This window comes from Acinetobacter sp. DSM 11652 (genome assembly GCF_900109815.1).
Taxonomy (GTDB): Bacteria; Pseudomonadota; Gammaproteobacteria; order Pseudomonadales; family Moraxellaceae; genus Acinetobacter.
In genome coordinates this window covers 45,652-59,327 of sequence record NZ_FOBK01000014.1, presented here as the reverse complement: position 1 = coordinate 59,327, position 13,676 = coordinate 45,652, and the positions used below count along the sequence as shown (strand labels likewise).

The following is a 13,676-nucleotide window of genomic DNA, read 5'->3' as shown; positions in this document are numbered from 1 at the left end:
CCGCAATTTAGATTTAACCAATTGATTTCAACATGATTTCAGCAATATAAAGTGTAAAGAATGCAAGGATAGGAGAAAGATCAATCATCCCTAAATTTGGCATTACTTTACGGAATGGTGCCAACATCGGTTCAGCTAATTCTTGAATCACTTCAATATAAGGTGAACGTGTTTGTGAAAACATTAAAATCCAACTACAGATAATGTAAGCAAACAGCAAATATTTAAGAATTGAAATTAATGCCTGCAACATTGAAAGTACTGTTGAACCAATAAAGTACAATGCATCGCCTGTTGGTAAGGCATTTAAATATTTATAGCCAAATACCTTAAGAAAATACAACAACACGATCAGCACTAAAGCTGCTAGATTTACACGCCCCTGTGCCACAGTTGGCAAGATTCGTCCAAACACATCTACAATTTTAGTTGCTTTCACTGTCGATAGCACAACAGGGTTATATGGACTGACTGCCGCTAATTGCATTAAAAAACGGAAAAATACCAATAAAATCGCAACATTAATGATAATGTCAAAAAATAGCGCAGAGTTCGCACCCATACTTCAATTTTCCTAAAATTTAGTTATTTAGAACTATCACTTAATTCCTGAGCGAGCTCCTGACTGCGTTTTTTTGCAGCCGCAAGAGCAGCTTGAATATTCTGTGAAATTTGCGCTCGATCAAAAACTTCCAAGGCCGCTTGAGTTGTACCATTTGGTGATGTCACATTTCTACGCAGTTCAGATGGCGTATTAGAACTGGTGATCGCCATTTGTGCAGCACCGAGAGCTGTTTGTAGCGTTAATGCTGTTGCAGTTTTCTCATCCAAGCCTAAATTTTTCCCAGCACGAATCATACTTTCCATCATATAGAAAAAGTACGCTGGCCCTGACCCCGATACCGCAGTTACTGCATCAATTTGCTCTTCTGAGTTTACCCAAAGTGTTAAGCCTGTTGCAGCTAAAATCTGACTTGCCAATTCACGCTTTGCTTGGTCAACAACGTCATGAGCATATAAACCATGGGCACCTGTTTGAACCAATGCAGGTGTATTAGGCATGACACGAACGATAAACTCCGTCCCCGTTAATGCAGCAATCGTTGCAATTTCAGCTCCTGCTACAATCGAAACAATTAACTTATTCTCAAATTTATCTTTTAACGGTTTAAGAACTTGTGCCAGTACTTGTGGTTTCACCGCCAGAACAACAACATCAGCATTTTGGATCGCGTCTTCATTATTGTCTGTAACTTGAATTTCTTTTTCTTTTAATAACTCTCTCACACGTTCTACAGGATCGGAAACTGTAATACGCGTTGTTGGTAAACCACGACTAATCAACCCTCCAATTAGGGCTTGAGCCATATTACCACCACCAATGAAACAAATATTACAGTTTAACGCAACACTCATGAACGACTCTCAACCTTGATTTTATAGCGATGAAACTAACTTTGGCTGCCAACCACCGACTTCACAATATTCTGATTCAGCCAGCCAAAACCCTTTTGGCGTGAAAACACCAAGCATAACATTATCTAAGCTTAAAATTTGAATAGTATGACGCTTCCATGGAAAAATTTGTGCCTCTTGAATTGCTTTTTTTAATGGCCATTTCCCCACACGTCCATGCAAATGGACTTTTTCCCCACCTTGACGATAATGCAATGTCAGAGACTGATTTAAAAGTTCTGTACGCAGACCACACTCTTCATGATGTTGGCAGATCTTAAATTGACCCGAAGCTAAATTAACAACTTGCTGGATTTCAAATTTTATTTCCGAATCAGTTGTGTTTGATTCTGCTAAGTATTCATCCTTAGGAACTCGATATAAGATATTTTGGAAACGAACATAATATTGTCCATTCCAATGCAATGCTGCTTGTGCATCAGGTTTCGCCAAAATAACTTCTTCAGTCAATCGCTCTACCATCTCAAATGCAGGACGGTATTGATCCTTACCTTTCATCCAATTGGATAAAAGTTGTCTTCTTCTTGCTAAACTTAATTGATTGAGTTGTCGTAAATCTAGATGATCATCATCGCCACAGAACGCCAAATCCTGTTGTAAAATCTCTTGCAAAATTTCATCCGCATCTTGCATCAACACGCTGGTTCTCACAATCGCATGTTGCATTTTAGGGAATCGGCTTTGCAAAATATTCCAAAGCTCATGACGGCACCAAGCTCGATCATAGTGCGTATCAAAATTGGTCGGGTCATCCACGTAGGGCAATTTGAGTTGTTCTACCCATTGGCAAATCTGCTCACGACTTAGATTCAATAATGGTCGCCAAATAATGATGTCGTCACGTGAATCTAATAATTTCATCGCGGACAACCCCTGTATTCCAGCACCAGAGAACAAACGTAATAATACGGTCTCAGCTTGATCCTGCTGATGATGTGCCAGTACTAAAATATCTGTGTCGGATAAATGATGTTTAAAAGCTTGATAACGTGCTGCTCGAGCTTGCTGTTCCAAATTCCCCTCAGCAACTTGAACTGTCTCGAGAACCACAGGGATGTGCGCTGCTATACAAAATTGATGGACGAATTCAGCCCATTCCTGATTTGCAGATTGCAACTGGTGGTTAATATTAATCGCACGGATTTTTTGGGGAATTAATTGAGACATGAGATACAGCAACAGCATGGAATCCATGCCGCCACTACATCCCACTAAGAACGTGTGTTCATCACCAAATTTGGCAATTTGTTTTAAGAAGCTAGACCTGAATTGTCGCTGCCAAACTTCATTAAACGTTGGTAACGTGCTTCGCATCTTGCATTTGCATCCATTGGAACAAGCTCATCAAGTGCAGCTTGTAACACATGTTTTAATTTATCCATGACTACGTCTGGCTGAAGATGAGCACCCTCACCTTCATCTACAACATACTCAACAATACCAAGTTCTTTCAGTTTATCTGCAGTGAGTGCAAGTGCTTCACTCGCTTGCTCTGCTTTTTCAGCAGTTTTCCAAAGAATTGAGGCACAACCTTCAGGTGAAATCACAGAGTAAATACTGTGAGAGAGCATAATCACACGATCTGCAACGCCAATGCCTAATGCGCCGCCAGAACCACCCTCGCCTAGAACAGTCGCGATGACAGGTACTTTTAAACTTGAGAGTTGAGCTAGACTCGTAGCAATTGCTTCTGCTTGTCCACGCTCTTCAGCACCTACACCAGGGTATGCACCCATGGTGTCAATAAATGTGAAAACTGGAAGATTAAAGCGTTCAGCCATATTAAGTAAACGCTGAGACTTGCGATAGCCTTCTGGATTACTCATCCCAAAATTATGCTGTAACTTTTCACGTGTACTACGACCACGATGTTGACCAACCACCATCACAGCCTGACCATTAAAACGCGCTAAACCGCCAACCATTGCACCATCATCACCATATAAACGGTCACCATGAAGTGCATCAAATTCTGTAAAAATTTCGCTCACATAATCTAAAAATTGTGGGCGATCTGGATGACGCGCAATTTGAACCGTTTTCCATGCTTTAGATTGAGCAGCTTTATTTTTCATAAGTCGATGAATATCCCTAAATTAACTATGACGTAGTTAACTAATAAAATTCGCTTATCAGCTTCTGTTAGCCAATAAATTGTTCCGACTGAATATTCAAAACGATATCCCAATGTTTAAATTGCACCTGCTCATCATGCAGCTCTGCAACCAACAAAGGCCATTGTTTTGCATCACCAGAAACTTTCAGTTGCCATTGTTGCTCATCTAATATCTTTAATTCAATGGCAGGAAGCATCTCATCGCTTCGGCTGTGATTCAGCAAAATTGCGAGACGAAGGAGCAAACATAGATAGACAAGTTTAATTCCACCGACTTTCGTCACATCATTTTTTGCTTCAGCACGCAATTTACGGCGATGATGAGCGACCAAATGTGACAAATGATTTTGATCAATTTGTGAAAAACCAGCAATGTCAGAATGCTGAAGCAAATATGCGCCGTGACGATGATAACCACTATGACTAATGGCTAAACCAATTTCATGAAGATAAGCTGCTCGACGTAGCAAATCACTATCGTCATTATTTAGACCAAGCGTTCCTGCCACGGTATCAAATAATTGTTGAGCCGTTTCAACAACACGTTCTGCTTGTTTTTGATCAGCACCATAACGCCCCATCAAGGCTTGTACGCTACGATCTCGAATATCTTCATGCTGGAAACGCCCGAGTAAATCATACATTACACCTTCTCGTAAGGCGCCATCTGAATAGACCAGCTTATCAACTTGAAGAACTTCAAATACAGCGTATAAAATCGCAATACCCGCAGGTAGGACTGCACGACGATCTTCCTTAAGACCCTCAAATTCCATGTCTGAAATATGCTTGTATTTGAGTAACTTATCTTTAAGTTTTTCCAAGCCTTCTCGCGTCAAGTTCTCCTGATCATCGCTCCAACCCATATTTACCGCAATTTGACGACAGGCTTTAATGGTTCCACTTGAACCAACAACAGTATCCCATCCTGCCGCACGGTAAGTAGTCGCGATACCCGAGATTTCTTTGCGTGCGGCAGTCACCGCACGATCGAAAGCTTTTGGATTAATATCTCCGTCTGCAAAATAGGCCTTCGTAAATGCAACGCATCCCATTTGCACGGATTCAGTATGAATCGGCTCAAACTCTTCACCAATGATTAACTCAGTCGAGCCACCACCAATATCAATCACCAAACGGCGACCGCTGTTCGCCATAGTATGTGATACACCTAAATAAATTAAGCGTGCTTCTTCACGACCAGCAATAATTTCAATAGGTTTAGGCAGAATTTCAGCTGCTTTTTGAATGAATTCATGCCCATTTTTAGCTTGGCGCAACGCATTGGTGGCCACAATTCTTAAGCGATTGGATTGGACTGAACTTAGGCGCCCTACAAATCGAGCCAAGCATGCTAAACCACGTTGTTGAGCAGCTTCTGTCAAATTTTTATTTTCATCTAAACCTGCGGCCAATTGGACCTTTTCAGACATCGATGCGACTTTTTTTACCTCACCATGATCAACTCGAGCAATCGCCAAGTGGAAGCTGTTTGAGCCCATATCAATGGCTGCAAGGAGTTCTTCATCAATCAAAAAATCAGACATTGTTGCGCTAAGTTCAACCAGAATTGTGCCTAGATTAATTCACATAACTGTAATTTAAAAGCCATTTATTTAGTCAATTTAACGACTATTTAAAAAATCATCATATATGACAATTGTGTTACACCGATCATGGAAATCGTGAGCATCAATTAGACATTTACAGAATTTAGTCCGAAAATAAACCCTATCCCCTACTTTGTTAAAGTGGTCTATGTAATACTTATATACATAGATAGACCGTTTTCAAAAAATTATTCGGAGCAAATTCCATGTCTGCTAATATCGTTAATACAACTGATGCTAATTTTGAAGCTGACGTTTTAAATTCTGACACGCCAGTTCTTGTTGATTTTTGGGCAGGCTGGTGTGCGCCATGTAAAGCTATTGCTCCTGTACTTGAAGTTTTAGCAACTGAATACGAAGGTAAAGTTAAAATCGTAAAAGTTGACGTAACTTCATGCGAACAAACTGCTGTAAATTACAATATTCGTAATATCCCAGCTTTATTGATGTTTAAAAATGGTGAAGTTGTTGCTCAACAAGTTGGTGCAGCTCCTAAATCTAAACTTGCAGCTTTTATTGAAGAAAATATCTAATTCTTTCAATTTTAATTGCCTTGAAAGCGTCAAATTTTTGGCGCTTTTTTTGACGGTAAAATTGACAAAGAGCCATATCTCACTTATATTGCATGATCAAGAAACACTTGGACAATTTCTCCTCGTTTCTTACAATACACAAAACATAAGATCGCCGCTCGGCTAAAGAAATTGTTTACACATTTCTCCTCGAAAGAACTTACTAGATTCTGAGTTTGTTATTGTGCAAATCAATTGCTGCTCTTTTCTTGCACTGCGGATGTCTTTTGCTTCTATTCTATCTGTGTTCCACACTTCCTTTTAATTCAATCGACCATTTATGAACTTAACTGAACTCAAGAAAAAACCGATAGGCGAACTCATCAAAATTGCTGAGTTCATGGGCCTTGAAGGAATGGCACGTAACCGTAAGCAAGACATTATTTTTGCCATTTTGAAACGCCATGCTATGAATGGTGAAGAAATTTTCGGCGATGGTGTTCTTGAAATTCTGTCTGATGGTTTCGGTTTTTTACGTTCTGCAGCAGGGTCTTACCTTGCGGGTCCAGATGACATTTATGTCAGCCCTTCTCAAATTCGCCGCTTCAATTTGCGCACTGGGGATACGATTACAGGTACGATTCGTCCACCAAAAGAAGGCGAACGTTATTTTGCACTTTTAAAAGTGAATCAAATTAACTACGACACGCCAGAAAACTCTCGCAATAAGATTCTTTTCGAAAACTTAACGCCTTTATTCCCAACTGAACAATTAGTGATGGAGTTAGGAAATGGTTCGACTGAAGATTTAACTGCGCGTGTTGTCGATTTAGTTGCTCCAATTGGTAAAGGTCAACGTTCAATTATTGTTGCACCACCTAAAGCTGGTAAGACAATGTTAATCCAAAACATTGCTCAATCTATTGTTCGTAATAATCCTGAATGCTTCCTAATCGTTCTTCTCATTGATGAGCGCCCAGAAGAAGTAACAGAAATGGAACGTACCGTTCGTGGTGAAGTTGTTGCTTCAACATTTGACGAATCACCTGCACGTCACGTTCAAGTCGCTGAAATGGTGATTGAAAAAGCGAAACGTCTGGTAGAACACAAAAAAGACGTTGTTATTTTGCTTGACTCAATTACACGTTTAGCACGTGCATATAACACTGTTATTCCATCATCAGGTAAAGTTTTAACTGGTGGTGTTGATGCCCACGCTTTAGAACGTCCAAAACGTTTCTTCGGTGCTGCACGTAATATCGAAGAAGGTGGTTCACTTACGATCATTTCTACTGCTTTAATTGAAACTGGCAGTAAAATGGATGAAGTCATCTACGAAGAATTCAAAGGTACAGGTAACCAAGAGATTACGCTTGATCGCCGTATTGCTGAGAAACGTGTATTCCCTGCGATGAATATCAAGAAATCTGGTACACGTCGTGAAGAACGCCTCATGGATGAAGATAAACTACGTAAGGTTTGGATTTTACGTAAGCTTCTCCATCCTATGGACGAACTTGCTGCGATGGAATTCTTACTTGATCGCATGAAGGAAACCAAGACCAATGATGATTTCTTCGATCAAATGAAACGCAAAGCTGCCAACTAATACGCAAAAGGCCATCATTTATTGATGGCCTTTTATTTGGGTTGACACCATTTACATAAATACACAATACTAACTTTTGAATGTAACTTTTCTTGCAAGTATGTGATTTTTATCATCTTGTTTTTTAATTCCCTTTATTTTTTAAGTATTTACTTAGTATTTCTCCAATTCAAAATGCAAAAATGATTGTAATTTTCTGTTAAAAATAGGTTCAAATTTCTCATTTTTTAAGCATTTTTTCATCTCGCCTAGTAGTAATTCAAAATACTCAGTGATAGCATGTCGGCATACCAGTTAGGCTGCTCCATGCGTTATTAACCTTACTAACGTTAGGAATAATAAAAGCACACAACAGACTAACCGGGTTTTTTGTCTCAATTTATTTTAATGAGAGTGATGCCATGTTATTCAAAAAAATTGCTATTGCTGCTGCCGTTGCTACTACTTTAGCTTTCGTTGGTTGTGCTAAAAAAACTGAAGAAGCTGCTGCTGACGCAAACGCTGCTGCATCTGAAGCTGTAGAAGCTGCTTCTGAAGCTGTTGTAGCTGCTGACGCTGCTGCTGTTGAAGCTTCTTCTGAAGTTGCTGCTCAAGCTGACGCTGCTGCTGCTGAAGCTACTGATGCTGCTGCTGAAGCTACTGACGCTGCTGCTGACGCTACTGCTGCTGCTTCTGCTGCTCAATAATCTAAAGTTTAGATTATTCGAAAAAAAGAGAACCTTTGGTTCTCTTTTTTATGCGCTGAATTTTATGAATACGCATAAAGTTAAGAGCATAAAAAAACCTGAGCTGAGCTCAGGTTTTTTTATGCTATTTGATCAAGCGATTAATCGACTTGCTCTGTCCCTACACGCTGTCTAAACTTTTGACCAGCACGGAAGGTGACTACACGGCGAGCAGAAATAGGAATCTCCTCACCTGTTTTTGGATTACGCCCTGGACGCTGACGCTTGTCACGCAGTTCGAAATTACCAAAACCCGATAATTTGACATGTTCACCTGCAATTAATGCCTGGCTAATTTCATCAAAAAACAACTCAACCATTTGTTTAGCTTCACGACGATTTAAACTCGTCAGCTCACTCAAATGATCAGCCATTTCTGCTTTTGTTAATGCTGTCATGAGGCCCTCAATGTCGCTTGGTAAGTGTTTTCTAACACTTGTAAAATATTATCCATACCAGATTTAATTTCAGCATCCTCAAGCGTGCGACTCGGATGCTGCCATAAAAGTGCAAACGCCAATGAACGTTTACCCTCTTCTACACCTTGACCCGTATACACATCGAATAACCAAGAAGAATCAAGTAACTCTCCTCCAGTTTTTTCGATAAGTTGCTGAATTTCACTAACATTAATCTTATCACTAATTAAAACTGCAATATCACGTCTCACTGAAGGAAATCGTGATAATTCTGTAAAATTAGATACATAAGTTTGCAAAACAGACGATTGATCAAGTTCTGCTACCCATGTCGGTGCGAGATCAAGCTCATCTTCAAGCGATGGATGTAAACGACCAATATAACCAATTGATTGTCCGTCCACTAAAATTTCAGCAGATTGACCTGGATGCAACCATGAACACTCTGAACGCACATATTCTACTTGAACTCGTCCAGCCGCCAATACAGCCTCAATTTCACCTTTAAAATCAAAGAAATCCATTGACTGAGGTTTAGCATGCCAAGATTCCTGATTCTTCGCACCTGTTGCCACAATCGCTAGTGTAGGTATTTGCTTAAGATCATGAATACTGGTTGCTTCTTGATAATCAAAACGCAAGCCAAGTTCAAAGAAGCGCACACGACTTTGTTGGCGATTAACGTTGTATTGGACACAAGGAATTAAGCTTGAAAGTAAAGTCGAACGCATTACCGCCAAATCACTTGAAATTGGATTTGCCAATGCCAAAGGATTTACACTTGGATTTAACTGTTTTTCAAGTTTTAGATCAGCAAAACTAAAGCTGATTGCCTCTTGATAACCAAGTGCAACCAAAGTTTGACGTAATTGTGCAACTTCAAATTGATCTTGGTATTTTGCAAGTTTCACATCAATCACAGGCAAGCTGATTTGAATGTTGTCATAACCATGAATACGCGCAACCTCTTCAATTAAGTCTTGGTAGATTGCCATATCATAACGATGTGATGGCGGTACGACAGACCATTGACCTTGTGCTTTAATTGCTACCTGACAACCTAGACGTGTTAACGCATCAGTAATAAAGTCAGAGTCAACTTTGTAACCAAGAAGTTGATCAACTTGCGCCTGCTCAAGCTCGATTGCTTCTCGTGTTGGTAATAGTGCTGGATTTTCTGCTACCGTAATTGGACCAAATTCACCACCTGCAAGCTCAGAAATCAGCTGAGATGCACGGTGCATTGCGATCATTGGAAGTTCGAAATCTACTCCACGCTCATAGCGCTGAGACGCATCTGTATGTAAACCGAAGCTACGCGCACGACCCGCAATATGAAGTGGTGCAAAGAATGCTGATTCAAGGAAGATTTCAGTCGTTGCGTCTGTCACCGATGAAGACAAGCCACCCATGATGCCCGCAATTGCTAATGCTTTTTCGTCATCTGCAATCACCATCACGTTGTCTTGCATTTCAACTTCTTGCTCATTCAAGAGAACAAGTTTTTCACCTGCAGTTGCTTGACGAACGTGTACCGCACCTTGAACTTTACCACCATCAAATGCGTGAAGCGGTTGACCCAACTCCATCAATACATAGTTGGTAATATCAACTAAGATACTGTGCTGACGGATACCAGAACGAGCCAGTGCGCGTTCCATCCATTCAGGAGTTGGCGCTTTGGTGTTGACGTTTTTGATCACACGACCTAAGTAACGTGGGCAACCTTCAGTAGATACAACGACCTTCTTTTCATCAGCAATCGTTGCAGCCACTTCTTTAATTTCAGGCGCAGTCACGGGAAGTTGGTTAATCACACCAATTTCACGTGCAATCCCACGAATACTGAAACAGTCACCACGGTTTGGTGTGATACTAATATCAATCACGTTGTCATCAAGGTCTAGATATTCACGTACGTTTACCCCGACTGGCGCGTCCGCAGGAAGCTCGAGTAGACCGTCGATTTTATCTTCTAAATCAATTTCAGATGCACCGCACAGCATACCTTGTGATTCAACACCACGAAGCTTACCTTTTTTGATTTTAAAATCACCTGGCAATACTGCACCGATGGTTGCTACGGGTGCTTTCATTCCTGCACGTACATTAGGTGCACCACAGACGATTTGTAATGGTTCACCCACACCAATGTTGACAGTCGTTACACGTAAACGATCTGCATCTGGGTGCTGTTCTACCGTAAGTACTTCACCTACAACCACACCTGTAAATGGTTTTGCAGCAGGAGATAAATCATCTACCTCAAGGCCAAGCATGGTCAGTTGGTCAGATAAAGTATCGCTATCGATGGCTGGGTTAACCCATGTGCGTAGCCAATTTTCGCTAATTTTCATTGATATAAAACCTGTAATTCAAATCTCTAGAATCCTCCCTCTAACCCCCTTTGCTAAGGGAGAGAACCCCAAATGATTCTGTGGAGTTCCTCAAGTTAGGAGAGGATTTAATAAAAAGTTTTAAGCAAACTGGCGTAAGAAACGCACATCATTTTGGTAGAACATACGCAAGTCGTTTATGCCATAACGAAGCATTGCAAAACGTTCAACACCTAAACCAAATGCAAAGCCTTTGTACTTGTCTGGATCAATACCCGCTGAACGAAGAACATTTGGATGTACCATGCCACAACCTAATACTTCTAACCATTTTCCTCGCTCATCCATGATGTCGACTTCAGCACTTGGTTCTGTGAATGGGAAGTAAGATGGGCGGAAACGTACTTTCAAGTCTTTTTCAAAGAACTCATTCAGCAAATTAACCAATAATCCTTTTAACTCAGCAAAGCTCGTATTTTCTGCAACGTACAAACCTTCAATCTGGTGGAACATCGGAGAATGTGTTTGGTCTGAGTCACAGCGATACACACGACCTGGACATACAATACGAATTGGTGGTTGCTGTGTTTCCATCGTTCGAATCTGTACACCAGAGGTATGCGTACGAAGCAAATGGTTTACATCGAAGTAAAAGGTATCGTGCATTGCACGCGCAGGGTGATGACCAGGAATATTTAATGCCTCAAAGTTGTGATAATCATCTTCAACCTCTGGACCAGTCGCAACAGAAAAACCTGCTTTCGTGAAGAATTGACAAATACGCTCTTGTACTTGGGTCACTGGGTGGATACTGCCCACCTGTTGTCCACGACCAGGCAACGTGATGTCGATCTGTTCACTTGCTAATTTTTGTTCTAGTGCAGCTTTTTGTAATGCAGTTTGACGCTCAGTTAATGCGCCATTAATCGCTTCTCGAACTGAATGAATCTGCGCACCAAAAACCTTACGCTCTTCCGGATCCATTTTACCCAGTGCTTTCGATTGTTCAGCAAGCTGGCTTTTCTTACCCGTAAATTGCACTCGAACCTGATCGAGTGTTGCAAGGTCTTGAGCTGCTGCAATGGCAGCGAGCGCTTCAGTGGTCAGGGCTTCCAGTGACATAGTAACTCTCAAAGCAACAAATATAAAAAATAATATAACTGCGCATTCTAACAGCTTTTATAGCTCCGTATGAAGATCAGCAAGTGTTAAAATTGGATGTGGAATTAAATTGGAAATTACATTTATAAAAAGTTTAAGATATGCGCAATGATCATTGAGAAGATATGTCATGGCATTAGATCAAATTTGGAAACAACAGCTCACACTCGTGACTTATGGCAATGAGTTTTTAAGTCAGGATTTAAGTTTTCAACACTGGAAAAATCATGCGATTTTTAATCAGCACCATTTCCTTTTTAGAGATTTAAATACGCAACACTTATTGGCACAACATTTCCAAGTTTGGTTAGAAAGCTTAAAACGTCAGGGTGTCACACGCTTAAGCCTACATAACTCAAGTTTATTAATCGATGAAAAAAATCCCAATCCAAATGTTGAGCTTTTACCATATCCCCATTTCATTGTCAGTCATCACCGCAATGTAAAAACAGCATGGATCTGTGGTAAAGAACTTGCCGAATGGTATAGTTCTGAACAAGACTTCGACATACCAAACAACCAAACACTCCCTGCACGAATTGAAACATTTTGGCGTTTTGATCTATCCACCCAACATATCAAACGTGTTGAGGCAGATCTTCAAGCACCTAATTGGAATGATATTCACGACTACACAGAGAATGAGCTGTTCGATCGCGCATTAGCACAAGGGGTGGAATCCGTTAAACGTGGCGCAATCTTTTATGGTACTGACGATCAATCACCCTCCAACGCTGGAGCTGCCTTACCATTACTGCCACAAGATTATGCAGCACCTTATGCCAATGAAACCTTAGTGCGTTTCATGCATCTAGAACAACATTTAAAGATTCAAAAACGAAAGCTTTTGGAGCAAGATCATCAAGAATCTCTTGAGGAAGAAAAACAACTGAAGGTATTTCAACAAAAGTTAGATGACCTGAGTGCAAAATTCATTACTAAAGTAGCAAATCACTATAAAACTGCTCATTTAAAAAGCCCCGAAATTCACTCCCCTTTGGATGAAACCTTAACACATACTCAACATGGAAAACGCTTTTTCAACAATGATTCCAGTTCTCACCAACCCACACCTAAAACAGGTAAATCAAATGTATTTGCCCTCATTTTAGTCACTGCAATAATCTGTTTCTGCGCTTACTATTTTGGACTGTGATGTTTTAAAAATTCATCTAATTGTTCAGTTTTATGAAAATGTAGCCACTTTATATGATGATATTGAGTGGCATTCATCATCTGCAAATATTTAAGTCTATTTTTCCCATGTGTTTGGACTACCCACAATATTATTGAGTCTTTACTTAACAATTTCGCCCAATGTTCTCTATTGTTAGAATTTTTCCATATTTTCTTTTGGCTAATCACACGGTATAGCGACCTCTTAATCACACGATAAAGATTTACGCGTAGTGAAAAATCCAACCACATCACAGTGTCGATCTCACTTAAGATTAAATTTTGAATCAGAGAATAATTACCATCAATCACGAAGCCCTTATTCATAGACCTAACACGATTTATAAATTTTTCTTGAAATTCTATTGAAGATGACTCAGTCCAGTTATCCAACCAAAAGAGATTATCAAGTTCAATATGATCGACTTGCAGTTGAACAGCCAACTTACGTGCAAAGGTTGTTTTCCCAGATGCTGCTGTACCGACGACCATAATTTTATTCATACTAATCTCTTGGCTTTATTTGGTCGTAAACA

The 13,676-nt window shown here is 40.2% G+C and carries 13 protein-coding genes; 4 read left to right on the top strand and 9 right to left on the bottom strand.

Annotation, left to right across the window (positions count from 1 at the left end; all coding sequences use genetic code 11):
* Positions 1–13 precede the first annotated feature (13 nt).
* From BMW42_RS12860 to ppx, 5 genes are all read right to left on the bottom strand, one after another.
* On the bottom strand, positions 14–562 hold the full coding sequence (locus tag BMW42_RS12860) for a YggT family protein (protein WP_092768361.1): 549 nt from the start codon (positions 560–562) through the stop codon (positions 14–16).
* Positions 563–585: 23 nt separating this feature from the next.
* Positions 586–1,416 carry a pyrroline-5-carboxylate reductase gene (gene proC, locus BMW42_RS12855; protein WP_035268555.1) on the bottom strand — a complete coding sequence of 277 codons (831 nt, stop codon included), beginning with the start codon at positions 1,414–1,416 and terminating at the stop codon, positions 586–588.
* A gap of 21 nt (positions 1,417–1,437) precedes the next feature.
* A complete protein-coding gene (tilS, locus tag BMW42_RS12850; protein ID WP_092768359.1) occupies positions 1,438–2,790 on the bottom strand; it encodes a tRNA lysidine(34) synthetase TilS in 1,353 nt (450 codons plus the stop codon).
* Positions 2,727–3,551 (bottom strand): acetyl-CoA carboxylase carboxyltransferase subunit alpha, encoded by an 825-nt coding sequence (locus tag BMW42_RS12845; RefSeq protein ID WP_092768357.1) that lies wholly within the window; start codon positions 3,549–3,551, stop codon positions 2,727–2,729. The genes tilS and BMW42_RS12845 overlap by 64 nt, the downstream gene beginning before the upstream one ends.
* Before the next feature lie 67 nt (positions 3,552–3,618).
* On the bottom strand, positions 3,619–5,139 hold the full coding sequence (gene ppx, locus BMW42_RS12840) for an exopolyphosphatase (protein WP_092768355.1): 1,521 nt from the start codon (positions 5,137–5,139) through the stop codon (positions 3,619–3,621).
* 269 nt (positions 5,140–5,408) lie between these two features.
* On the opposite strand from ppx, the gene trxA reads away from it, so the two are divergent.
* The 3 genes from trxA to BMW42_RS12825 all read left to right on the top strand — a co-directional run bounded on the left by trxA (position 5,409) and on the right by BMW42_RS12825 (position 8,009).
* Positions 5,409–5,735: a thioredoxin gene (gene trxA, locus BMW42_RS12835; protein WP_035268564.1), complete on the top strand. Its 327-nt coding sequence runs from the start codon at positions 5,409–5,411 to the stop codon at positions 5,733–5,735.
* Positions 5,736–6,054: 319 nt separating this feature from the next.
* Entirely contained in the window at positions 6,055–7,323 is a 1,269-nt protein-coding gene (gene rho / locus BMW42_RS12830; protein ID WP_035268567.1) for a transcription termination factor Rho, read from the top strand.
* Positions 7,324–7,724: 401 nt separating this feature from the next.
* A complete protein-coding gene (locus BMW42_RS12825; RefSeq protein ID WP_035268570.1) occupies positions 7,725–8,009 on the top strand; it encodes a hypothetical protein in 285 nt (94 codons plus the stop codon).
* Between the two features lie 140 nt (positions 8,010–8,149).
* Here the strand turns inward: BMW42_RS12825 and BMW42_RS12820 are convergent, their stop codons facing one another.
* From BMW42_RS12820 to pheS, 3 genes are all read right to left on the bottom strand, one after another.
* On the bottom strand, positions 8,150–8,446 hold the full coding sequence (locus tag BMW42_RS12820; protein WP_035265376.1) for an integration host factor subunit alpha: 297 nt from the start codon (positions 8,444–8,446) through the stop codon (positions 8,150–8,152).
* Positions 8,443–10,824 carry a phenylalanine--tRNA ligase subunit beta gene (gene pheT / locus BMW42_RS12815; RefSeq protein ID WP_092768353.1) on the bottom strand — a complete coding sequence of 794 codons (2,382 nt, stop codon included), beginning with the start codon at positions 10,822–10,824 and terminating at the stop codon, positions 8,443–8,445. Before pheT ends, BMW42_RS12820 begins: the two co-directional genes overlap by 4 nt.
* 120 nt (positions 10,825–10,944) lie before the next feature.
* Complete coding sequence (gene pheS / locus BMW42_RS12810; protein ID WP_035265373.1) at positions 10,945–11,925, bottom strand: phenylalanine--tRNA ligase subunit alpha; 981 nt, start codon at positions 11,923–11,925, stop codon at positions 10,945–10,947.
* A 169-nt stretch (positions 11,926–12,094) separates the two neighbouring features.
* Between pheS and BMW42_RS12805 the strand changes: the two genes are divergently transcribed.
* A complete protein-coding gene (locus BMW42_RS12805; RefSeq protein WP_092768351.1) occupies positions 12,095–13,120 on the top strand; it encodes a hypothetical protein in 1,026 nt (341 codons plus the stop codon).
* Here the strand turns inward: BMW42_RS12805 and BMW42_RS12800 are convergent.
* Positions 13,105–13,644 carry an adenylate kinase gene (locus BMW42_RS12800; RefSeq protein WP_092768349.1) on the bottom strand — a complete coding sequence of 180 codons (540 nt, stop codon included), beginning with the start codon at positions 13,642–13,644 and terminating at the stop codon, positions 13,105–13,107. The genes BMW42_RS12805 and BMW42_RS12800 overlap by 16 nt on opposite strands.
* Between the last annotated feature and the right edge of the window lie 32 nt (positions 13,645–13,676).